Source organism: Bacteroides sp. ZJ-18 (assembly GCF_011038705.2).
Taxonomy (GTDB): domain Bacteria; phylum Bacteroidota; class Bacteroidia; order Bacteroidales; family Bacteroidaceae; genus Bacteroides; species Bacteroides hominis.
Genome location: NZ_CP072198.1, coordinates 3,732,057 through 3,753,337, shown reverse-complemented (window position 1 = coordinate 3,753,337; position 21,281 = coordinate 3,732,057). Strand labels below are relative to the sequence as shown.

The window sequence follows — 21,281 nt, the reverse complement described above, 5'->3', positions numbered from 1 at the left end:
GCCTTAGGTGTCTTGGGGTGTAGCTATCCGGACCGGATGGCTACACCCTGTTTATTTTCCGGCGGTGTCTGTCTTTTGTTTGTAATATTGTAACGGCGTTTTTCCGGTAAAGCGTTTGAAACTCTTGATGAAATGATTTAGGTCACAATACCCATTATCGACAGCAATACCCGTTAAGTCATTCTCCCCGTTAGCCGGTAGTTCACTGTAGGCATGAACCAAGCATCGGATGCGGCCGGAACGAGAAGAGGCAAATAAACACCGATACTGTTGAGGATTTATCATTATGTGTTTATCTTTGTGCCCGGTGAATTGATAACTAACGGTAAGGAGGGATTGCATCATGATAAAGATACTGGTTGTGGAAGATGAACAGCGTGTGGCGGAGCTGCTGAAGCGCGGTCTCGAAGAGTCCGGTTATCAGGTGGAACTTGCCTACGACGGAGTTTGGGGGTTGCGCCTGTTCCGTGCCGGAGAGTTTCAGATGGTCATTTCCGATGTAATCTTGCCGAAGATGAGTGGTTTCGAACTCTGTAAAGAGATACGGAACATCAATAACCGGGTTCCGGTACTGATGCTGACAGCGTTGGGCACAACGGATGATAAGCTCGACGGTTTCGATGCCGGGGCTGACGACTATATGGTGAAACCTTTCGATTTCCGCGAACTCGATGCCCGTATCAAGGTATTGCTGAAACGACGACTTCCCGGTATACCCGAAACACAACTTACGGAACTCGTCTATGCGGACTTGCGCATCGACCGGCAGACAAAAACCGTCTATCGGCAGGAGAGGGAGATCAAACTCTCCCCCAAAGAGTATAACCTGTTGCTTTATATGGCCGAGAACCCCGAACGGTTACTTACCCGTGTTGAAATAGCCGACAAGGTGTGGAATACCCATTTCGATACGGGCACCAACTTTATCGATGTGTACATCAACTATCTCCGCAAAAAGATAGACCGGGACTATGATGTGAAACTGATCCATACCAAACCCGGTATGGGCTTTATATTCAGACAGGAGTTATGAAGATAGGTACCCGGCTCACTCTCCGCTATACCGGTTTCACGGCAGCCGTTTTTCTGTTGCTGGTAGCTGCTATCTATCTGTTTTCGGAGCGGAACCGGAGCAATGAATTCTTCCGTGACCTGAAAAAGGAAGGCATCACCAAAGCCAACCTTTTCCTCGACAACCGGGTGGATGCCAAGACCATGCAGTCCATTTACCTCAACAACCGCGAATTTATCAATGAAGTGGAGGTAGCCATCTACGATACTACTTTCCATTTGCTTTATCATGATGCCAAGCAGATCGACCTGGTGAAAGAGACCCCTGAGATGATCGACCGAATTTTGCAAAATAAATCTATCGAGTTTTATCAGGACGGTTATCAGGTCATCGGGCTCCTTTACACGTTCCATGGTAAACCTTACGTCATCACAGCGGCTGCTTTCGATGGTTACGGATATGCCAAGCAACACTCTTTGCAGACCATGCTGATTGTTCTTTTCTTTTTAGGTATCGCTCTTTTGGCGGGAGTCGGTTACCTGCTTTCGCGGAGTGCCCTGGCTCCTGTGTCCGATATTCTCGGGGAGGTGGAAGCTATTTCTGCTTCCCGTCTCGACCTGCGTGTGCCGGTGAAGGACGAAAAAGATGAATTGGGCGAACTTGCCACCACCTTCAACCGGATGCTGGAAAGGCTGGAACAGTCTTTCGATTCTCAGAAAATGTTCGTCAGCAATGTGTCCCATGAACTGCGTACTCCCATGGCTGCCCTGATTGCCGAACTTGAACTGGCTCTGCTGAAAGAGCGTTCTTCCGAAGAATATCGCCGTGCCATCGGTAATGCGCTCGACGATTCGCGTAAGTTGGTGAAACTTTCCGAAGGGTTGCTCAATCTGGCCAAGGCCGATTATCTGCCCGAGCAGATCAAATTGGAAGAGATCCGTCTGGACGAGCTTCTGCTCGATGCCCGTGAGATGGTGATGAAAGCCAACCCCGACTATACCATCGAATTGATATTCGGCGAAGAAGCTGATGATGACTCCGTCCTCACGGTGTTGGGCAACGGCTACCTGTTGAAAACAGCTTTTGTCAATCTGATGGAGAACAATTGCAAGTTCTCCGCCAATTACACTTCTTTCGTCCAGATCAGCTTTTGGGAGCAAAAGTCTGTTATCCGCTTTTCGGACACGGGTATCGGTATGAATGCCGATGACATGCAATACCTGTTTTCTCCTTTCTATCGGGGAAGCAATAAAGACTATGCCCGTGGAAACGGCATCGGGATGATGCTGACTCAAAAGATCATACATACCCATAAGGGTGAAATCACCGTCAATAGCCAGCCGGGTGAAGGTACGGTCTATACGGTGGAAATTCCTCATATCTGAAGAAACTCTAATAAAACTCTAATAGTACTCTAATCGTTCTCTAACGCCCCTTTTGCGGGGAGCTCCCTACCTTTGTACTGTAAAGGCAAATGAATGAATGGGATTCTTCCAATAGGGAGCGGCCCCGTATCTCTAAAAAAAATGTACTATGATGATTTTTAGAAAGAAACAAACAGACAAGACTGTGCAGTTCAATACCGAGAAGGTATTTCTGGCAGCAACCCAACCGCTGAAGTTGGTGTATGGCTATTTTTGTACTACCCCCCACGGACTCTCGGAGGAGGATGCGGAAGAGCGGCTTAAAAGCTGCGGTGAGAATAAAATCGTGCAAGAGACGCACCCCAATCCGCTTCTGATGTTTTGCAAAACTTTTATCAACCCCTTTATCGGTGTACTGATGGCACTTGTGCTTGTGTCGTTGGTGCTCGACGTCTGGATGGCCCGGCCCGAAGAGCGGGAATGGACCAGTATCCTTGTCATCGGAAGTATGGTGATGATGAGTGTCGTGTTGCGCTTCTCGCAGGAGTGGCGTTCCGGCAGGGCTTCGGATGCTTTGCAAAAGATGGTGAAAAATACCGCATCCGTCATTCGTAGCGGTGCCCCGGAGCCGTACGAGATCAACATTACAGACTTGGTGCCGGGAGACATCATCTGTCTGGCTGCCGGAGATATGATTCCGGCCGATGTCCGCGTCATCGAGTCGAAAGACCTGTTCGTCAGCCAGTCCTCGTTGACCGGAGAATCCGATGCCATAGAGAAGTGTGCCGTATTGGCGGAGGATCGTCACCGTTCCGGCAGTGTGGTCGAGCTCGATGATATTTGCTTCATGGGCTCCAATGTAGTGAGCGGTTCGGCACGTGCCATTGTTTTCGGTACAGGGCGAGATACCTATCTGGGCACCATCGCCCGGAGTATCGTTGGCGTACGTGCGCAGACGGCATTCGATAAAGGAATCAGCAATGTCAGTCTTTTGCTGATCCGTTTCATGCTGGTGATGGTGCCTCTGGTGTTTCTCATCAACGGAGTGACGAAAGGCGACTGGTTCGAAGCCTTTATTTTTGCCATTTCCGTAGCCGTGGGACTGACTCCTGAGATGCTTCCGATGATTGTCACCGCTAACCTGAGCAAAGGAGCTGTCTCTATGGCTAAGAAAAAGACCATTGTCAAGAACCTCAACGCCATCCAGAATTTCGGGGCGATGGACATTCTTTGCACTGATAAGACCGGGACACTGACCCGCGACCACATTGTGCTGGAAAAGTTTATCAATGCTGACGGGAGCGAGGATCACGAGTGCCGCGTACTCCGTCATGCCTATTTCAACAGTTATTTTCAGACGGGGCTGAAGAATCTGATGGATCGTGCCATCCTTTCACATGTTCGTGAGTTACAGTTGGATTATCTCAGGGATGCTTATACCAAGGTAGACGAAATCCCATTCGACTTTACCCGCCGACGTATGTCCGTGGTGGTGGAAGACGAACAGAGGAAGCGTCAGATCATCACCAAGGGAGCGGTAGAGGAGATGCTTGCAATCTGCACTCATGCAGAGTTCGGCAAAACCGTTCACGAGTTGACCGATGAGCTGCGGCGAAAAGCCTTTGTCATCAGTGAGCAGATGAACAAAGAAGGTATGCGTGTGCTGGCGGTGGCACAGAAGAGTTGGGTAGAAAAAGAACATGATTTTTCTGTCGAAGACGAATCCGGAATGGTGCTGATCGGTTATCTCGCTTTTCTCGACCCTCCCAAACCTTCGGCAGCCAATGCCATCCGGCAGCTCCATAGCCATGGAGTCGATGTGAAAGTGCTGTCCGGTGATAACGAAGCGGTTGTACGTACCATCTGCCGTCAGGTGGGAGTCGATACGGCCTGTACGCTGAACGGTACGGAGATAGAGCGGCTGACGGATGAAGAACTGAAGTTGAGAATACGGCAGACTACCGTGTTTGCGAAGCTGGCTCCCATGCAGAAGACCCGTATCATCACCTTGCTGCAGGAATTGGGACATACGGTGGGCTTCCTGGGTGATGGCATCAATGACGCTTCCGCCCTGCGCCAGTCCGATGTGGGTATATCTGTGGATACGGCTGTGGACATCGCCAAGGAGAGTGCCGACATCATTCTGCTGGAGAAGGATCTGATGGTGCTTGAAGATGGAGTGATAGAGGGACGCAGAACGTTTGGCAACATTATGAAGTACATCAAGATGACTGCCAGTTCTAACTTTGGCAATATGTTCAGCGTGCTGGCTGCCAGTGCCTTTCTGCCTTTCCTGCCTATGCTGCCTGTTCATCTGCTTGTTCAGAATCTGCTGTACGATACGTCGCAGTCCACCATTCCGTTCGACCGGATGGATCCGGAGTACCTGATGAAGCCGCGCAAATGGGATGCATCCGACCTGAGCCGTTTTATGATTTTTATCGGTCCGGTCAGTTCTATTTTCGACATAGCCTTATTTCTGGTCATGTGGTATGTGTTCGGTTGCAACTCTCCCGAACATCAGACTCTCTTTCAGTCCGGTTGGTTTGTAGAGGGCTTGCTGTCGCAAACGTTGATTGTACATATGATCCGTACCCGCAAGATCCCGTTTATTCAGAGTACGGCATCCTGGCCGGTATTAGGACTAACGTCCGTCATCATGGTTCTGGGAATCGTCATTCCCTTCACGCAGTTTGGGGCTTCCATCGGGTTGATGCCGTTGCCGCTCAGTTATTTCCCCTGGTTGGCAGGCATCCTGCTGAGCTATTGTGTGCTGACGCAGCTTATTAAACAATGGTATGTGAAGCGGTTTACGAAGTGGCTGTAAACACGAATAAAGACCTTAAAAACGGGTCATCCTGTTGTTATAGCAGGATGATCCGTCTCTGCATAATCTCTTTGAGCTGTGCCTGTAACTGGCGCGCATTGATGGGTTTGGGCATGTATCCGTCGAAACCGCTTTCCATCACCCGCTGTTCGTCCGAAGCGTAGGCAAAGGCCGTAACTGCGATGATAGGGACTTTGGCCGAATATTTACGGATCTCTTTAGTGGCTTCATATCCGTCCATGACCGGCATGTTGATGTCCATCAGGATAATCTGCGGATCTTCTTTGCGGAATATTTCTACGGCTTCGCGGCCGTCCCAGGCATGAAGCAGGCGGTAATCCTGGCGGAGGATGGACTCAAATAACCTGAAGTTGCTTTCGTTGTCTTCGGCAATCAGGATGGTCAGTTTGTCTTTCTCTACCGCAATGGGCTGTATAACTGTTTTCCGGACAGGTTCGGCTGTCGATGCGGCTTCGTAAGGGAGGGTAAACCAGAATGTGGAACCTTTACCTTTCTCAGACTCCACACCGATGTGTCCGCCCATGTGGTTGACCAGTGTCTGGCAGATGGATAGTCCGAGCCCTGTGCCTTGTGCGAAACTGTTCAGTTTGACGAATCGGCCGAATATGCTTTCCTGCTCGTCCTTGGCAATGCCGCAACCGGTGTCGGCAACGTAGAAATAAAGCTCTTTTCCGCGAAGCTCGTAGCCAAAGCGGATACTCCCTTTCTCGGTGAACTTGATGGCATTGGTCACCAGATTGATGATCAGCTGGGAAACACGGTTCTTTTCCAGATGAACCAGGCAGCGGTCTGCCGGAGGTACGAATTCCAATTTCACGGCTTCGGATTTCATCTTGAGCTGCAACGTGCTTTCCAGCTCTTTCATTACGGCATTCAGCTCGACGTTGGAGTATTGGAACTCAAGGGTGCCGGCTTCTATTTTCGACAGGTCGAGGATGTCGCTGATCAGTTGTAAGAGCAGGGTGTTGTTATTTTCGATGATGTTGACGTATTCCCGTTTTTCTTCTTCCTCATCGGTAGATGCCAAGATACCCGAAAAGCCTACGATGGCATTCAGCGGAGTACGGATTTCATGGCTCATGTTGGCAAGGAAAGCCGATTTCAGGCGGTTGGATTCTTCGGCGCGGTCTTTGGCCGTGGTAAGTTCCATCTCCATCTTTTTTCGTTTGGTAATGACCAGTGAAGAGCCTACCAGCGTGGTAGGATTTCCGTTTTCGTCGCGGGATTCTACGGCGGCCTGGGCTTCTACCCATTCCACTTTGTGGGTGTGGTTCTGTACGTTGATAACCCGGTATTCCTCCTTTACCTTGTCCGTGCGACCTTCAATCAGGTCTTTGTATGCCTGTTCCACCCGTTTGCGGTCTTCTTTGAATATCTTTGAGAAGTATTGCGTGTCCGGCACGGCCAGTTGCTCGTCGTTCACGCTGTTGCCGGGTGAACTGAGTTCGATGGGTTTGTTGATGTCACACAGGATGGTTTTGCTGAGCAGATCCCATTTCCATGGAATGATATTTGCCACATCCAATGCCATCGACAGCTTGTGGTTGGTGGCGGTCAGTTTTTGTTGTGCCAGGTGTAATTCGGTACTGTCCAGACAAAAAATATCAACCACGTTATTCTGATGGGTACCTTTGAGGACGATATCATAGAATTTATTGATTTTCCTGAAATAGTATGGGAAAGTAACAACCCGGTTTTCCTTGAGTGACATCTGGATGAAGTGCAGGAACTCGGGGAGGGATTCGGGAAACATCTCACTTGCTTTCTTGCCTACTGCATCTTCTCTGCGGAAAAAATTCTGTTCGAAATGGGGGTTTACGTTCAGGTAGATCAAATCTGTGCCTATGCCTTGTTCGTTTGTTATCAGCTTCTCCTGCATATAGAGGATGGGCATGTTGTTGATCAGGTTTTTATAGCTGGTCATGGTCTCTATCTCTTTCAACTGTGTTTTCTTAAGCCTGTTCAGTGTGCGGATGCGGTACTGGAAAAACAGGACGAGTAGGAGGATGGAGATGCATGTACCTATAAGGAAGTAGCTGTATTGTTCCCAGAAGGTGCGCGGTTTGTTGATGAAATACGTGTTGGCCGGACATAAGTCGGGAGAAAATCCTTTATGGATCAGTGTCTCATAATTGATGATAGGCATACCGTCCTGAGGATAATAGTAAGGGAGGGTGCGGGGTTGCCTGCCATTCAGTACATCGGAAAATATACCGAGAAGCCGCTTGTCGAATTCTGTCTGATTGTAAGAATATCCTCCGGTCATCCCGCTGCTTTTGTCTTTTACGTCAATGGTGCTGAGGGCAAACAGGGGAGGTGAAACAGTAGAAACAATTTTGGGTGATACGATAGACAGTGAAGTGTTGCCCGCAAACTTCCGCTTATAGAACCAGGAAGAAAACAGGATGCCGGTGGTCCGGGGATCGACAAAGTTGAGAGAGTCGATCAGTTGGTTGGTCTCCAGAATATTCTCAGGAGATAAAAAAGTATATTGGACCCCGGGATGGCTGGATTGTAATACTTCCTGTATTTCTATACTGTTCGTTTGATTGACGAATCTCTGATCGCCTACATAAATCAGCTTTTTCATATCGGGAAGGATATGAAACATTAACTCCAGGTTTTCACGTATGTATTGGTTGGAGTAAAGAAGGACGAGGTTATAGGGCTGGGCCAGTTCGGTCAGTGGGATTCGTTCGGACGGAGGGACGGGGTGTTTCTTCAAATAATATTCTCTGGGACCGATGTAGTCTTTTTCGGAGCAGAGTATGATCGGGACATCACCCCATACCTTTCTGAAGTCGTCCCGCAACATCAAGGTGGAATTACCCAGCAATAATAGCGCGCGCGGGGAATGGGAACCATACTTCTCGAACAGGTTGGTCTTGAATTCACACAGTGTACTGTCATTATCCATCATCAAGAGATTCATGTGTTCGGCATAAATGGCTAAGTGAGGATCATCCTTGACAAATTCGGTTGCTGTAAAGATCAGGCGGTTGCTCCATGCGAAGGCTTCCGTATAGGTGTTAATGACCAGAATATAGTCTTTGGTATTCATTGCCTCTTTTTGGGCGGATACAGGGCTTACTGATAGGAAACATGTGAAAAGAACCAACAGTTTTCTCAGCAATGGGGTACAGAAAATGGATGTTACTCCAAAGGAAGTAGTCATAAAATTCTATTGAATGATGGCGATGTTTTGTTTATTCGACTGTAAAAGTATTAATAATAAATGAATTATGACCTGTTTTTACTTGATTATATGAAAAGGTTGAAGCAGAAGATCGAGTGAGGGTGGAAAACACAAAGTGTGCCGGGAAGCAGACGGGGCGTTATGAATAGCTTCCGGCACACTGTCGTGATAAGTGCTGTAACAGAGGTGTCCCGCGTTACTTCTTCAGAGCCTCGATCAGCTGAGGCATCATTGTCCAAAGGGTGTTTTCATTTTGTGCGGTATAGAAGTTACCGTCAATTTCCGATTTCCCGTCAGTCGCCTGTCCCGTCTGTATAGCGGGTTTGGCAAGCGGGTGGACGGCCAGCCTCTTTCCGGCGGTGATTCCGGTGAAATTGAACATCATGGCGGCGGCACAATGGCCGATCATAAGTTTGCCTTTTTCACCAAATACTTTGATTACTCCCATCAGGTCTACATTGTAGGCCTTTCCTGCATTGTCTTTGAATACCGGCACTGCGTCGCCACAAGCGAATACAAGTGCGTCAAATTCGTCTTCATGTCCTTTGAGATTGGCTATCACGTCATCGGCAAACAGGGTGATGCCGGAATTGGTCTTGATCTCCCGGGTATCTGACACCGCGAATACTTTGTACGGAATACCATTCTCGAAAAAACTTTCCAGATACTGGAACAAACCGAATCCGTTGACCGGATTGACTGCTAATACTGCAACTTTCTTTGCCATAACATAAATTATTAAGTGAAACAATAGTTATCTTTCGTAAGTTTATTACTTTTGTGCTTGCAAATGTATGTTTCTCTGTGCGGATAAACAAGAACGAACTTCAGAATAAGGAACTTACATAGAGATAACTATTGCTGGAACTCAATGGAATAGAAAAGATTAAAAAATGAAAAATTTTCATCCTACAGGGACATGTCCTATCAGGGACGTACTGTGCCGGCTGGGCGACAAGTGGTCGATGCTGGTATTGGTAACGCTGAACGCGAACGGAACGATGCGCTTCAGTGACATTCATAAAACGATTGATGACATTTCGCAACGGATGCTGACTGTCACGCTTCGAACACTGGAAACCGACGGATTGGTACAACGAAAGGTGTATGCGGAGGTGCCCCCACGAGTGGAGTATTGCCTGACGGAGACGGGACGCAGTCTGATTCCGCATGTAGAGGCGTTGGTAGGCTGGGCACTGGACCACATGACGGTGATTCTTGAACACAGGGAAGGAGAAAGGAAATGAAGGTAGAGCAAGTGTTTTTTGATAAAAAGCGTTTCCTCGATTTGCTCCTGCTGGCAGACGAACAGGAGGATATGGTGGACCGCTATCTGGAACGTGGGGAGATGTTTACCTTGTACGACGGGGGAGAGCTCAGAGCGGCTTGTGTGGTGACCAACGAGGGGGAAGGTATTTACGAACTGAAGAATATCGCGACTTATCCGGAGAGCCAGCGCAAGGGCTACGGCAGATATCTGGTTGAATTCCTGTTCCGTCACTATTCGGACAGATGCTCGGTTATGTTTGTGGGGACGGGCGATACTCCACACTCACTTTCGTTCTATCAGTCTTGCGGATTTGTCCCTTCCCACCGCGTTGAGAATTTCTTTACCGACCATTATGATCATCCCATCTGTGAAGATGGAATTTTGCTCCGGGATATGGTTTATCTGAAGAGGGAAAAGTTATAATAGTCGATGTTTTCTTTGGTCAGAAGGTCAATTGGCATGTAGTTGGTGCATGTCACCTCCTTTTTGAATATCAGGTGGTCACATAGAGTCCTGATACTGTTGAATCCTTGCAACTCGGGTTGCTGGGCAATCAGGAAAGAGACGGTGCTCTCCTTCAGGCAAGCCACGTTCCGTTCGAGCAGGTCGTAACCGATCAGGTTGATATTGTTTTTCCGACGCATTTTCAAGTATTCACCGATGATGTATACTTTCGAATTGAACGTGATCCCGTTCTTCACTTCCGGATGTTCGCTGAAGAAGTCGTCCAACATACGGTTGTCTTCAATATTCGGGTCGGCGTGCAGGTCGAGTTCAAGGATATTGCAGTCGGGATGATGCTCCCGCATATATTGGCGGAAACCGATTTCACGGTTTTCCTGCTGGTTCGATCCGATCACCCCTTCGTGTATCTTACGGAAAATCACGATCTCCCGGTCGTTTCCGGCAAGCAGCATCAGCATACGTGCCGCAAAGTATCCGCTTTGGTGGGAGTTCTGACCGAAGAAGGCGAGGGGAGGGACATCTTTTATTTGTGAATCGATGTATATATAAGGTATACCCAACCCGTTCAGTGCATCGGTGAATTCTTTTGTGTATTGCGGTATGGTAGGAGCAAACATCACTCCGTCCGGGCGTTCTTCAATGACAGCCCGGCTGGTTGCTGCAAACGAATTGTAATCATAAGGATCGTAGTGAGTGATGTCCACTGAGATATTGAAATCGGAATATGTGCTAACCGCTTCACGGATACCTTTCTGCACGTCTGTCCAGTATTCACCTTCCAGATGCTTGGGTAACAGGCAGGCAAAAGTGTATTTCTTGTTGGAGGCCAGTGCACTGGCATACATATTGGGCTGGTAGTCCAGTTGCTTCAGGATTTCTTCCACCCGTTTCCGGCTTGCTTCCGATACTCCGCTACGGCCGTGGAGCACGCGGTCGACAGTTCCTACAGATACGTTTGCCAAACGGGCAATATCCTTGATTCTGATTCTTTCTGGCAATTTATTCATGCGTCTTCTTTATTTATGCGGGGTTTTGTGCCCGGACACAATAATAGTTTTATTTCTATGGACACAAATATATAATAATTTTTGTAATCATGAAAATCTGTGTATCTTTGTGTCCGCACACGGACTTTGCCGGTGTCTATTTTATACATTGCTATTGTTCATATATCCAGTATGTTATTGAGAAGATTGGGGGGTGAATAATAAATTGTAACTGAACAATTAAGATCGATCGTTTTAGAATAGAAACAAATTAAACTCAAAACTAACTAAATATAGAATTATGAGAAAGAAAGTCGTTACGTTAGGCGAAATCATGCTCAGGTTATCTCCTCCGGGAAATACTCGTTTTGTTCAATCGGACTCTTTCGATGTGGTGTACGGTGGGGGTGAGGCTAACGTAGCTGTGAGCTGCGCTAATTATGGCCATGATGCTTATTTTGTAACCAAGCTGCCTGAACATGAAATAGGGCAGTCGGCTGTAAATGCACTCCGCAAATATGGTGTGATGACAGATTATATTGCCAGGGGAGGCGACCGTGTCGGCATCTATTATTTGGAAACCGGTGTTGCCATGCGCCCCAGTAAGGTGATTTACGATCGTGCGCATTCCGCCATTGCCGAAGCCGATGCGGCGGATTTCGATTTTGACAGGATTATGGAGGGAGCCGATTGGTTTCATTGGTCGGGTATTACTCCCGCCATTTCGGACAAAGCAGCCGAATTGACCCGTTTGGCATGTGAGGCTGCCAAGCGTCACGGGGTGACCGTGTCGGTCGATCTGAATTTCCGTAAGAAACTGTGGACAAAGGAGAAGGCACAATCCGTGATGAAACCTTTGATGAAGTATGTAGATGTCTGCATCGGTAATGAAGAAGATGCGGAGCTTTGTCTGGGATTCAAGCCCGACGCGGATGTGGAAAGCGGACATACGGATGCCGAGGGGTATAAGGAGATTTTCCGGCGTATGTCGGAAGAGTTTGAATTCAGCTATGTTATCTCGACACTGCGTGAATCTTTCTCCGCGTCACACAATGGCTGGAAGGCCATGATTTATAATGGTAAGGAATTCTACGTTTCCAAGCACTATGACATCGATCCGATTGTCGACCGGGTAGGTGGTGGGGATTCGTTCTCCGGAGGCATTATCCATGGTCTGCTTACGAAGCCTACACAGGGTGAAGCGCTTGAATTTGCCGTGGCGGCATCGGCATTGAAGCATACCGTCAGCGGAGACTTCAATCTGGTTTCTGTGGCAGAAGTCGAGGCGCTGGCCGGAGGCGATGCGAGTGGACGTGTACAAAGATAAATTCAATTGTAAATAAATAGATATGGCTAAATTTGATAAAATAGCTGTCCTGACTAAGATGGGGACAACGGGCATGATTCCTGTATTCTATCACGAAGATGTGGAAGTGGCGAAGAAAGTGCTAAAGGCCTGTTATGAAGGTGGCGTCCGTGCTTTTGAATTTACAAACCGGGGGGATTTTGCCCAGGAGGTATTTGCCGGAATCGTGAAGTTTGCAGCCCGTGAGTGTCCGGAAATGGCTATGGGTGTCGGTTCTGTGGTCGATCCGGCTACTGCGGCTTTATATATACAGTTGGGGGCTGACTTCGTGGTAGGGCCGCTATTCAATCCGGAGATTGCTAAGATATGCAATCGCCGGCTGATTGTATATACACCGGGATGCGGTTCGGTTTCGGAAGTGGGCTTTGCGCAGGAGGCCGGTTGTGATCTTTGCAAGATATTTCCGGGAGATGTATATGGTCCGAATTTTGTAAAAGGCCTGATGGCTCCGATGCCATGGTCCAAGTTGATGGTGACCGGTGGGGTGGAACCTACGAGGGAGAATCTGACGTCTTGGTTCAAGGCAGGTGCGTTCTGCGTAGGCATGGGGTCCAAATTGTTCCCGAAAGATAAAGTAACGGCCGGAGACTGGGGATATGTCACCGGGAAATGTGCCGAAGCCTTGGCTTACATTGCCGAAGCAAGGAAATAGGTGAAGTTTTCCGGTGTTTTTTTCACCACAGATTACACGGATTCCCACAGATTTTTGATTGTTCTTATCCATAAGATAAATCATTAATCTGTGGGAATCCGTGTAATCTGTGGTGAGCCTTTCTGTCAGCCCTTCTTTACCAGTTTCTTCAGTAAACGTGTAGCTGTGAATGACTGGCGGTGGAAGATAAATACCGGTACGGCAGCTCCTACAACCAGGGCAAACAACACAAAGATAGTGGTACTGCCATTGTGGAAGAAATCTACCAGATATTGCAAGGAGGCAGTTTCATCCTTGGTCTGCATAAACTTTGTCAGTGCCAGGATACTTTTATAAGCGAACATTCCCGGAATCATCGGCAGGAGAGACGGGAACGAGAATACCTCCGCCGGACAATGGATTGCCTTGGCAAAGGGGATGGCTAACAAACCGATGGAGACGGCAGCAAAGAAAGAGGCTGTGGCGATGTCCATCGTGAACAGATGCGTATGCATCAGGAAGTAGCGTAATCCGTGGCCAACGGCCGCCAGAAAAGCAGAGATCAATATGGCTTTCCGGGGTGGATTGGAGATGATGGCAAATCCGATGGCGGCAATGGCGGCGAATGCGCCGTCGAGTATAATGGCGGTTATAAATTCTATATTCATCATAAAGTGCTGATTCCGGTGATTAAAAGGGTCATTGAAAGGCCGATTGCTATACAAATAATAAGCAGACAGGCATTAATAAATCTCGATGTTCCCGCCAGTACATGTCCGTCGATGATGTCCATGATGGAGTTGATCAGTGGTACACCCGGGATCAGGTAGAGGACGCTGGTACCCAAAGCCATATCCGGAGTGGTTCCCCAGTGCATCAGGTAGCCTGTGCTGCCGATCATCGAGGCGATGAACGAAGAGATGATGAATACTGCCAGATGATTCCAGTGACGTCCCATTAGTTCGGTACGGACGAAGAAACCTGCCAGGGTGGCGGCGAATACGATCCCCATAGAAATAAAGTCACCTTGGAACAGGCGGCAGAATGACGCATTGGCAAAAGCAACGAGGATCAGTACGAGCCATTTGCTTTCGCGCGGCTTGCTGACTATTTCGTGATAACGTCGCTGGAGTTCAGTGAGAGACAGATGCTCGTCATACGCTTCCCAGCTCAGGGTACTGAGGGCGGAGTTGATGGCGAAATTCAGCCCCATGGGTTTGATTTTGTTTACTGTGCTGTACGAGTGTGAGTTATCGGCGTCGCGTAACGTCATGATGATGGTTTTCTGAAAGATGGTCATGTCACAGAAAAAGCCGAAAGATTCGGCAATTCGCGATGTGTTTCGTACGATGCGTGATGTCTGTACACCTACGGCCATCAGGCTGGTGGAATATTCAGACAGGAATTTAGATAGTTCTTTTAATTCTTGGTGGATGTCCATAAGGTTTTGATCTTTTTACTCTTTCTTAAATCAGTGATACATACATGTTGCTTTTCTACATTTCCGGTGAAGGGAATGCGGTTGATGTGTCTGTATAGTGCTTCGATTCCGGTTTAGGTCTTAGATGGGGGATATCCTTTTTAACGGGTGAATTGCGTCTTTTCGGGGGACAAAGGTAATCAAAAAAATTGCAGGCAAAAGGAGAAGCAGGTTTCTTTTTGGAGAGTTGTTGATCTGTTTCAATTGAAAGGAAATGATATTTGCATAAAGGCGGAATTCCCGGAAAGTTTGTTTCCGGTTGTTATTCAGAGCCGTGAGACAGCATTGGGCTTTTGATTCGTGGGGGGAGAAAAAGATTTAAGAGTTTCCGAAAAAGACTTAAACGTTTTCTGAAAAGACTTAAACGTTTCGCTGAGAATGCTTAAGTGTTTCACTGAAAAGACTTAAATGTTTGAGGGCAAAAAGGTTCAGGTCTTTTGTTTGCCGGCCGACAACCGGATACTGAAATTCCCGTCTGCAGAGTGCCGGATGGGTATATCAGCAGTTCACCACAGAACAGCAGGCTACACAGAGAAGATAATTGCTTGGATTATCTGTAAACCGCATCTCTGTGTGATTTGCTGATCTGTGGTGAAACAGACTCTTGACATGCCCTTTTATACGCTGTTTGCCAACTTTCGGGGGACAGTCCTGTCGAGAGTACTTATTCTTCCGGGACGTAGATGATTTCCCCGTTATCCAATTCATAGGCAATACCTACCTTCTTTCCCTTCTTGCCGCTTTTCTGCTGGTCTTCCGAAGGAGTATAACGGTTGATCTTCTGTCCTTCTTTGGTGATGATTTCCATATTCTCTTTTCCGGGGTTTTTCACCATGGTGTAGTCTTCCTGAGAGAACACTTCGGTCATGTTGTAGCGGCTGACAAGAGCTACCATCAAGGCTACGGCAAATACCATGGCTACATCGAACAGGTTCGATACGACGCTGATCGGGTCGGCATCTTCTTCTTTTCTGAGCAGGTTTCGTTTCATCGGGCCGCACGTTTTTCGTTCAACAATTCGGAAAGAAACTCCAGATTGGTCATATCCTGAAGATACCAGCGCTGTTTCACCTGTTGAGTGAGGAACCCTACGGCTCCAGCTACCAGTCCGACAACGGTAGTGGCAAAAGCGATCTGCATGTTATAGGCCATCGAAGCGATGTCACCGCTTGCCAGTCCGGCAAGGGCGGGACCCATCGGAATAAGCGTGCCCATCAATCCGAGGATAGGGCCGAGCTTGGTCAGTGTTTTAGAAATGGCGAGGTCTTTGTCGGCTGCAATCTCGAAGTTGGCGAGCAGGCGTTGTACCTGTGCCGGACTATCGTGTGCTTCGAGTACCTGGCGGATATAGGATATGACGAGGGATGATGATTTCTCCGGCAATTTGGCTGCCAGTTCAGTAACAGTGGCAGGAGTGAGTGCGTTCAGTTCGTTGCGGAGCAGTGCCTCTGTCTTGCGTATCGAGAGATACTGTCCGTAGAAACTGCCGACCAACAGAAGTGCACGGCCGAATAATACGATAAGCAATACGATAACAGGAACGAGCAGTCCTGTAGAAATCCAATATAAAATGTCTGATATGATATTCATTGTCGATCAGTTTTAAAAAGTTGATTTACCTGTTGTTTTTATGATTGATTACTTTTTTTCTTCAGTCTCCACCATCCGAGTCCGATGGCGCTGCCGATGACGGTTATTCCTCCGACGCCGGCCAGTGCTCCCCAGTTCACTTCACTGACTCCGGCTACGGAAGTCCGTCCGTTCACGGTAGCGACAATCCCCAGGATGGCTACCAATGCGTTAGTGAGGAAGAAGAGTTCCAACCGCAGTTCTTTCTCCGGAAGGAGATAGAGCAGCACCCGGCGTCCCACGGGGATGGCTATTAACACACAAGCGGCATACCCCCACGCCACGGTGGTGAATGGTGTCCCCGGGAAAGCAAAGATAAGATAGACCAGCCCGCTGAATAATACCGGGAAGATAAGCAGTCCCGGAAACCATCTCAGGAATCGGTAGGTGAGCAGCGTGCGGGGCTTTACCGGATAGGCACTGGCAACGTGTACCGCCAGCATGGCATAGGCCATCTGGAGGCTGACCTCGATAGTCAGTAAAACGGAAGTGTCCAGCATCAGGGCGGTGTTGCCCAGCCAGTCGGCAATCTGTGTTTTCGACTGCTCGATGGCATACGGCCACATCAGTCCCGCAAACAGGGCGGCAACGGCAGCGATGATGCCTACCGCCACTGCTTTCCAGAAAGTCTGTTTCAGCAGAAAGTTGAATGCTATTAACAGCATTAATACAAGTACGACTGTATCCATACTCCTGATTATTCTGATGTTTTACGACGTTTGCGGACAAAGAGTACGAGTGCCAGTATCACCACTACTACGGCTGCACCCACGGCAATGTTGCTCAGGGTTGTCTTTTGTTCTTCCGGTGTCCGGTTTATCTCTTCTTTCTTCATCACCATTCCTTTGGCATCGCCCGAAGCTTTTGCTTCACGTATCCTGGTGATGTTTTCCTTGTACTGTGCGGCAGCCGGAGCATCCGACTTGGAAGCGATGTATTCGCGCAGTTTGGCATTGTCGCATACAAAACCCGAGCACGACGGACGATACTTGTTTACCGTTTCGGTATGGAGTTTTGCCAGTTCGGCAACCTGCTCGGCGCTTGCTTTCCACAGACCTTTGCGGGCACTTTCGAGCATGACGGCAGTCATCTCTTCAAGGGCGGCGGGACTTTGTGTTTCGAAGAACTCTTTCACGTTCAGATTGTATTCGTCTTTTACGTATACATTGTAAATGTTGTCCCAAAGTTCTTTGTCGATGGCGGCAGGTTTCATCACGTTCCAGCCATATGTATTGGTTACAGTTTCGGCAAACTCGGCGGCAGAGGAAGAACCGCCTTTCATCTTCTCTTTAATGTAAGCGGGGTTGAGGATGGTGGTGCGGCTTTCTACACCGACAGCCTCTTTGACTTCTTGCATGCGCATGTGGTTACGGTTGCGATAATCGCTCAGGTAAGCGTCGGGGTCCTTGCCGGTCACGTTGCGTACGGCAAGGTTCATGCCTCCCATAAACTCGTATACGTGGTCGAGACTCAGTGCCCCCCATGTATTGCTCTGACGAGGCTGAACCACTACATCCGTACGGGTCAGTGCGGCTTCAAAAGCATATTTCCGGAAGGCCTCCCAGTTCTTTTCGCTACCGTAGTAAGCACCCATATTATTAAGGTAAGTGGCGGCTATTTCTGATTCATTTTCCCAGCGGTCACCGGATTCGACCATCTCCTGAATACCTGTGCCGTACATTCCGTTGGCACCGCCGAACACACGGAAAGCAGCCATCTCACGGGCATCCTTCGGGCTTACCCCTTTCTCGGTCAGTGCCCGTTCGGCTTCTACCACACTTGCCGCTACCTGGTTTTCATATTTGTCGTCTTTGGCAGCCGCGGCCATCTCTACCGCACGGTTGATCAGGAAAAGGCGGGATGCTGCAATATCACGGAGCTGTCCCGATGTCTGTACCACTACGTCGATACGGGGGCGCCCCAATTCGGCCGATGGAATCAGCTTCAAGTCACTGACACGCCCGAAGGCGTCACGAACCGGCTCTACACCGAGCATATACAATACCTGTGCGATGGTAGCTCCTCCCGTTTCAATGAATTCGGCAGACCAGAGTGTGTAGCTGACTTTACGGGGAATGCTGTCGTTATGACGGCTTCGGTAAGTTTCGATGGTCTGTTTGGCCAGTGCCACTCCTTTTTCCCAGGCCGACTCCGAAGGAGTGGCTTCTGCGTTGATGGCGTACATGTTGCGTCCTGTAGGCAGAGTGTTGGGGTTCGCAATCGGATCACCACCGGGTGAAGGCGCAGTGTATCCGCCATTCAGGGCATTGACCAGGCTGGCGAACTCTTTCTCGGGGCTGTCGGCCAACTCTGTCTTATAGTTACCCACGTTTCGGATGGTGCGTTCCACCTCCGTCAGGGCAAGGGCGAAGTTGATTTCCTCTTTGCTGTATTCTTTTTGGGCAGGTTTCTTTTCCACTTTTTGAGGATTCATCTTTGCTTCCATCTTCTTCAGGGCTTCCGGACTGGCACCCATTTTCTTTGCCATTTCCATGGCCTTGGACGAATCCATGTGAGCACCCATCTCTTTCATTTTCTCCTTCATGGCTTCCGGCATCTTATGTGTTGCCTTTCCGGTCTTGTCCTCTGCCTTGTTTTTGGCAGCGGCAGCCATCATCATCGCCATCATTCCTTTCGGAGCATTGCGTGAAGCTTCTATTTCGCGTGCTTTCGCCAGTTCTTCGGGGCTGACACCGGCTGTACGGCAGATCAGTTCGTCTGTTGCCAGTGCAGGGTTGCTTATCAGTTTTTCTACCAAAGCACGGGCCGGATTCAGGTAACGCTGCGTAAAGAGGGAGCGGTGCTTCTCTACATCGGCTGTCGCTTTGCCACGTTGTTTGTCGAGTGACAGGAGGCTGTAAGCTATCGGCTCGGTTGCCATGGCAAGTACGGAAGAAGTGATACGCTCCGGTTCATAGGGTATACCCATTGTATAAAGCTGTCCGGTGATTTTTTCCGTGGCCAGTTCTTCGGCGAAGTTCTCCACACGTGCCACTTCATCCTCGCTGTATGGGCGGGTCAGCAAGCTGTCCAGTCCCAGTTCACGGTGAATGCCCAGTTTCACGGTGAGTGCTTTCACGGCAAGCGACTGCTTCTCTTTCGATCCGGTGGCATTATTGTAAATCTTGATTTTCTCCATCAGGTCACGGTAGATACCCCGTACGCTACTTTCGAGGAAAGGAGGCGTGAGGTAAGATTGCAGGGTGGCATACGAACGGCGTTTGGCTATCATGCCTTCTCCCACGTTGCCGATGGAATAAATGTAAAGGTGCGGAAGAGTTCCCACAAGGCGGTCGGGCCAGTCGTTGCTGCACAGCGCCACCTGTTTCCGTGGAGTGAATTCAAGGCTTCCGTGCGTACCGAAGTGAATCATCGCATCTGCCTTGAACCCGTGCTGCATCCAGAGGTACGAAGCGATGTAAGTGTGGGGAGGTGCGGCATTGGTGCCATGCACCACCTGGAAGGCATTGTCTCCGCTGCCGGCTGCCACCTGCGGCATCAGTACTACGTTGCCGAACTGCAACCGTGCGATGCCCAGACGTCCGTCGGACGTAGTCATGTATTGGCCGGGGAACTCACCGTTGGCAGCTACCACTTCAGCGTATTTTTCGGGACGGAGCGATGCTTTCACCCAGCTTTCGTATTGCTCTTTGGTCACCAGTTCGGGGTTACCGGTTTTCATAAATTCATCAAAAGCTCCCTCTGCATACATGCCGAATACGGCTCCCTGTGCCTGGATCATTTTCTCCAGGTCCTTGGCATTGGCAGGGAGGTTTTCCACTCGGTAACCTTCTTTCTTCATTCTCAACAGCAGGTTGTAGAGCGAGGGGCCTACTTCCATTCCGCTTGCTGTCAGCGCATTCTGTCCGGGACCTTTATAGTAGACGATGGCTATGTGCTTCTCGCTGTTGGGTTTTGTTTTCAGGGAAAGGTAGTTGTTCACTGTGCTTACGAACGTTTCCAACCGTTCGGGAACAGCAAATGAATGTTGCAATCCTTCGTCATCTTTGTATTGGGCAAAGAGGGCGAACGGGCGGATGGCACCGTCAATTTCCGGTGTCACTACGCTTTGCGAAAGAAACCCGCCGGACATACCCATCGGGTCGTTTTCCCAGTCTTCCACCAGACTGTTGATGGTGAGCGGGGCGAAGAGAGGAATGTTGTGCTCTTTCAGATATTCCACCATGGCGTCGCCCATGCGTCCGTGTGCCATGTTGATAACGGCATCCGGTCCGATTTCACGGACGAACTCCATGAACCGGGTGAAAGAAGAGACCGGATACACGTTGTGTCCCGCCTCTTCGAGTGCTTTAATCAGTTCCGTGGCATCCGCCATCTGTCCGGTGATCACAATCTTGCGTGCCCCCTCTTTATAGAGTCCGTTTTCGCGGAGAAACTTTTCATAATCGGACACGTTTAGGAATTCCATTTCGTCATCCGGATTTTTCACTCCGGCGTGGTAGAGAAGATCGGTCGGTTTCTCTACCGGTGCTTCCGGTGCAGGTGCCGAGATCAGCTTGCCGTCAATCTCTTTGCGGACATACGAAAGCAGATTCCGGTAGTTTACCTTTCCGGCATGGGTAAGATATTGGCGTATCTGTTTCATCTGTACCGAATCGAGGTTGCAGATATTGTTTGCGGGGTTGGTTGCCATGGAGGTGTACACCGGTACGCCTTTGTCGGCTGCCTGTTGTATCAGTTGGCGCTGCTCTTCGACGATGCGCAATCCCATACCGTTGACGAACACCATATCGTAGTTCGTCAGTTCGTCCAGGTGATCCGTAGAGACTTCTCTTAGTTTGACAAACGAGTTGTCGTTCGCCTTTGAAATATTTCCCAGATTGATGGTCTGGAAATTGACAAAGGCAATCTTCGTGGCGCTGAAACAGGTCTGCCAGACAAATACTCCGACGAGTATTGCCGCGGCCACGCAACAGGCTGTGATGATTTGTTTCTTTTTCATATTGCTTCTTGTTCTTTGGTTTATTTTATCTGTTTTAATTGCTGGTTCAATGATCTGTTTATTGATATATC

Annotated in this window: 17 protein-coding genes; 7 read left to right on the top strand and 10 right to left on the bottom strand. The window is 49.0% G+C overall.

What is annotated here, in order from left to right; translation table 11 throughout:
* Nucleotides 1-51 precede the first annotated feature (51 nt).
* Nucleotides 52-285, bottom strand: coding sequence for an AraC family transcriptional regulator (locus G7Y45_RS15115; protein WP_165015256.1), 234 nt, complete (start codon nucleotides 283-285; stop codon nucleotides 52-54).
* 58 nt (nucleotides 286-343) lie between these two features.
* Between G7Y45_RS15115 and G7Y45_RS15110 the strand changes: the two genes are divergently transcribed.
* The 3 genes from G7Y45_RS15110 to mgtA all read left to right on the top strand — a co-directional run bounded on the left by G7Y45_RS15110 (nucleotide 344) and on the right by mgtA (nucleotide 5,203).
* The gene (locus tag G7Y45_RS15110) at nucleotides 344-1,033 is read left to right on the top strand and encodes a response regulator transcription factor (protein WP_044300268.1); all 690 of its coding nucleotides are present in this window, start codon (nucleotides 344-346) and stop codon (nucleotides 1,031-1,033) included.
* Entirely contained in the window at nucleotides 1,030-2,397 is a 1,368-nt protein-coding gene (locus tag G7Y45_RS15105; RefSeq protein ID WP_165015253.1) for a HAMP domain-containing sensor histidine kinase, read from the top strand. Before G7Y45_RS15110 ends, G7Y45_RS15105 begins: the two co-directional genes overlap by 4 nt.
* Before the next feature lie 151 nt (nucleotides 2,398-2,548).
* Complete coding sequence (gene mgtA / locus G7Y45_RS15100; RefSeq protein ID WP_165015284.1) at nucleotides 2,549-5,203, top strand: magnesium-translocating P-type ATPase; 2,655 nt, start codon at nucleotides 2,549-2,551, stop codon at nucleotides 5,201-5,203.
* A 37-nt stretch (nucleotides 5,204-5,240) separates the two neighbouring features.
* Here the strand turns inward: mgtA and G7Y45_RS15095 are convergent, their stop codons facing one another.
* Nucleotides 5,241-8,285 carry an ATP-binding protein gene (locus G7Y45_RS15095; RefSeq protein ID WP_241158973.1) on the bottom strand — a complete coding sequence of 1,015 codons (3,045 nt, stop codon included), beginning with the start codon at nucleotides 8,283-8,285 and terminating at the stop codon, nucleotides 5,241-5,243.
* A gap of 331 nt (nucleotides 8,286-8,616) precedes the next feature.
* Nucleotides 8,617-9,147, bottom strand: a complete 531-nt coding sequence (locus G7Y45_RS15090; RefSeq protein WP_005806714.1) for a DJ-1/PfpI family protein — start codon at nucleotides 9,145-9,147, stop codon at nucleotides 8,617-8,619.
* Between the two features lie 166 nt (nucleotides 9,148-9,313).
* Between G7Y45_RS15090 and G7Y45_RS15085 the strand changes: the two genes are divergently transcribed.
* Both G7Y45_RS15085 and G7Y45_RS15080 read left to right on the top strand, forming a co-directional pair.
* A complete protein-coding gene (locus G7Y45_RS15085) occupies nucleotides 9,314-9,667 on the top strand; it encodes a helix-turn-helix domain-containing protein (protein WP_005778426.1) in 354 nt (117 codons plus the stop codon).
* Nucleotides 9,664-10,113, top strand: coding sequence for an N-acetyltransferase (locus tag G7Y45_RS15080; protein WP_165015247.1), 450 nt, complete (start codon nucleotides 9,664-9,666; stop codon nucleotides 10,111-10,113). Before G7Y45_RS15085 ends, G7Y45_RS15080 begins: the two co-directional genes overlap by 4 nt.
* Here G7Y45_RS15080 and G7Y45_RS15075 read toward each other — a convergent pair.
* Nucleotides 10,089-11,162, bottom strand: a complete 1,074-nt coding sequence (locus G7Y45_RS15075) for a substrate-binding domain-containing protein (protein WP_032537027.1) — start codon at nucleotides 11,160-11,162, stop codon at nucleotides 10,089-10,091. The genes G7Y45_RS15080 and G7Y45_RS15075 overlap by 25 nt on opposite strands.
* Before the next feature lie 280 nt (nucleotides 11,163-11,442).
* Here G7Y45_RS15075 and G7Y45_RS15070 point away from each other — a divergent pair, with 280 nt between their 5' ends.
* Entirely contained in the window at nucleotides 11,443-12,468 is a 1,026-nt protein-coding gene (locus G7Y45_RS15070) for a sugar kinase (RefSeq protein ID WP_005806707.1), read from the top strand.
* 22 nt (nucleotides 12,469-12,490) lie between these two features.
* Nucleotides 12,491-13,159, top strand: coding sequence for a bifunctional 4-hydroxy-2-oxoglutarate aldolase/2-dehydro-3-deoxy-phosphogluconate aldolase (locus tag G7Y45_RS15065; protein ID WP_165015245.1), 669 nt, complete (start codon nucleotides 12,491-12,493; stop codon nucleotides 13,157-13,159).
* Nucleotides 13,160-13,284: 125 nt separating this feature from the next.
* Here G7Y45_RS15065 and G7Y45_RS15060 read toward each other — a convergent pair whose 3' ends face one another.
* From G7Y45_RS15060 to G7Y45_RS15035, 6 genes are all read right to left on the bottom strand, one after another.
* Nucleotides 13,285-13,809 carry a threonine/serine exporter family protein gene (locus G7Y45_RS15060; RefSeq protein WP_005806704.1) on the bottom strand — a complete coding sequence of 175 codons (525 nt, stop codon included), beginning with the start codon at nucleotides 13,807-13,809 and terminating at the stop codon, nucleotides 13,285-13,287.
* Nucleotides 13,806-14,579, bottom strand: a complete 774-nt coding sequence (locus tag G7Y45_RS15055; RefSeq protein WP_005778412.1) for a threonine/serine exporter family protein — start codon at nucleotides 14,577-14,579, stop codon at nucleotides 13,806-13,808. Before G7Y45_RS15055 ends, G7Y45_RS15060 begins: the two co-directional genes overlap by 4 nt.
* A 703-nt stretch (nucleotides 14,580-15,282) precedes the next feature.
* The gene (locus tag G7Y45_RS15050; RefSeq protein ID WP_005778408.1) at nucleotides 15,283-15,609 is read right to left on the bottom strand and encodes a DUF2149 domain-containing protein; all 327 of its coding nucleotides are present in this window, start codon (nucleotides 15,607-15,609) and stop codon (nucleotides 15,283-15,285) included.
* Nucleotides 15,606-16,208 carry a MotA/TolQ/ExbB proton channel family protein gene (locus G7Y45_RS15045; protein ID WP_005778404.1) on the bottom strand — a complete coding sequence of 201 codons (603 nt, stop codon included), beginning with the start codon at nucleotides 16,206-16,208 and terminating at the stop codon, nucleotides 15,606-15,608. The genes G7Y45_RS15050 and G7Y45_RS15045 overlap by 4 nt, the downstream gene beginning before the upstream one ends.
* A gap of 38 nt (nucleotides 16,209-16,246) precedes the next feature.
* Complete coding sequence (locus G7Y45_RS15040) at nucleotides 16,247-16,936, bottom strand: hypothetical protein (RefSeq protein WP_032540478.1); 690 nt, start codon at nucleotides 16,934-16,936, stop codon at nucleotides 16,247-16,249.
* Nucleotides 16,937-16,944: 8 nt separating this feature from the next.
* Nucleotides 16,945-21,210 (bottom strand): cobaltochelatase subunit CobN, encoded by a 4,266-nt coding sequence (locus tag G7Y45_RS15035; RefSeq protein ID WP_165015242.1) that lies wholly within the window; start codon nucleotides 21,208-21,210, stop codon nucleotides 16,945-16,947.
* Nucleotides 21,211-21,281 lie beyond the last annotated feature (71 nt).

Excerpts from the sequence above, each read along its gene's own strand:
- G7Y45_RS15115 (WP_165015256.1), bottom strand. The coding sequence starts at position 285 with ATGATAAATCCTCAACAGTATCGGTGTTTATTTGCCTCTTCTCGTTCC.
- G7Y45_RS15110 (WP_044300268.1), top strand. The coding sequence starts at position 344 with ATGATAAAGATACTGGTTGTGGAAGATGAACAGCGTGTGGCGGAGCTG.
- G7Y45_RS15105 (WP_165015253.1), top strand. The coding sequence starts at position 1,030 with ATGAAGATAGGTACCCGGCTCACTCTCCGCTATACCGGTTTCACGGCA.
- mgtA (WP_165015284.1), top strand. The coding sequence starts at position 2,549 with ATGATTTTTAGAAAGAAACAAACAGACAAGACTGTGCAGTTCAATACC.
- G7Y45_RS15095 (WP_241158973.1), bottom strand. The coding sequence starts at position 8,285 with ATGAATACCAAAGACTATATTCTGGTCATTAACACCTATACGGAAGCC.
- G7Y45_RS15090 (WP_005806714.1), bottom strand. The coding sequence starts at position 9,147 with ATGGCAAAGAAAGTTGCAGTATTAGCAGTCAATCCGGTCAACGGATTC.
- G7Y45_RS15085 (WP_005778426.1), top strand. The coding sequence starts at position 9,314 with ATGAAAAATTTTCATCCTACAGGGACATGTCCTATCAGGGACGTACTG.
- G7Y45_RS15080 (WP_165015247.1), top strand. The coding sequence starts at position 9,664 with ATGAAGGTAGAGCAAGTGTTTTTTGATAAAAAGCGTTTCCTCGATTTG.
- G7Y45_RS15075 (WP_032537027.1), bottom strand. The coding sequence starts at position 11,162 with ATGAATAAATTGCCAGAAAGAATCAGAATCAAGGATATTGCCCGTTTG.
- G7Y45_RS15070 (WP_005806707.1), top strand. The coding sequence starts at position 11,443 with ATGAGAAAGAAAGTCGTTACGTTAGGCGAAATCATGCTCAGGTTATCT.
- G7Y45_RS15065 (WP_165015245.1), top strand. The coding sequence starts at position 12,491 with ATGGCTAAATTTGATAAAATAGCTGTCCTGACTAAGATGGGGACAACG.
- G7Y45_RS15060 (WP_005806704.1), bottom strand. The coding sequence starts at position 13,809 with ATGATGAATATAGAATTTATAACCGCCATTATACTCGACGGCGCATTC.
- G7Y45_RS15055 (WP_005778412.1), bottom strand. The coding sequence starts at position 14,579 with ATGGACATCCACCAAGAATTAAAAGAACTATCTAAATTCCTGTCTGAA.
- G7Y45_RS15050 (WP_005778408.1), bottom strand. The coding sequence starts at position 15,609 with ATGAAACGAAACCTGCTCAGAAAAGAAGAAGATGCCGACCCGATCAGC.
- G7Y45_RS15045 (WP_005778404.1), bottom strand. The coding sequence starts at position 16,208 with ATGAATATCATATCAGACATTTTATATTGGATTTCTACAGGACTGCTC.
- G7Y45_RS15040 (WP_032540478.1), bottom strand. The coding sequence starts at position 16,936 with ATGGATACAGTCGTACTTGTATTAATGCTGTTAATAGCATTCAACTTT.
- G7Y45_RS15035 (WP_165015242.1), bottom strand. The coding sequence starts at position 21,210 with ATGAAAAAGAAACAAATCATCACAGCCTGTTGCGTGGCCGCGGCAATA.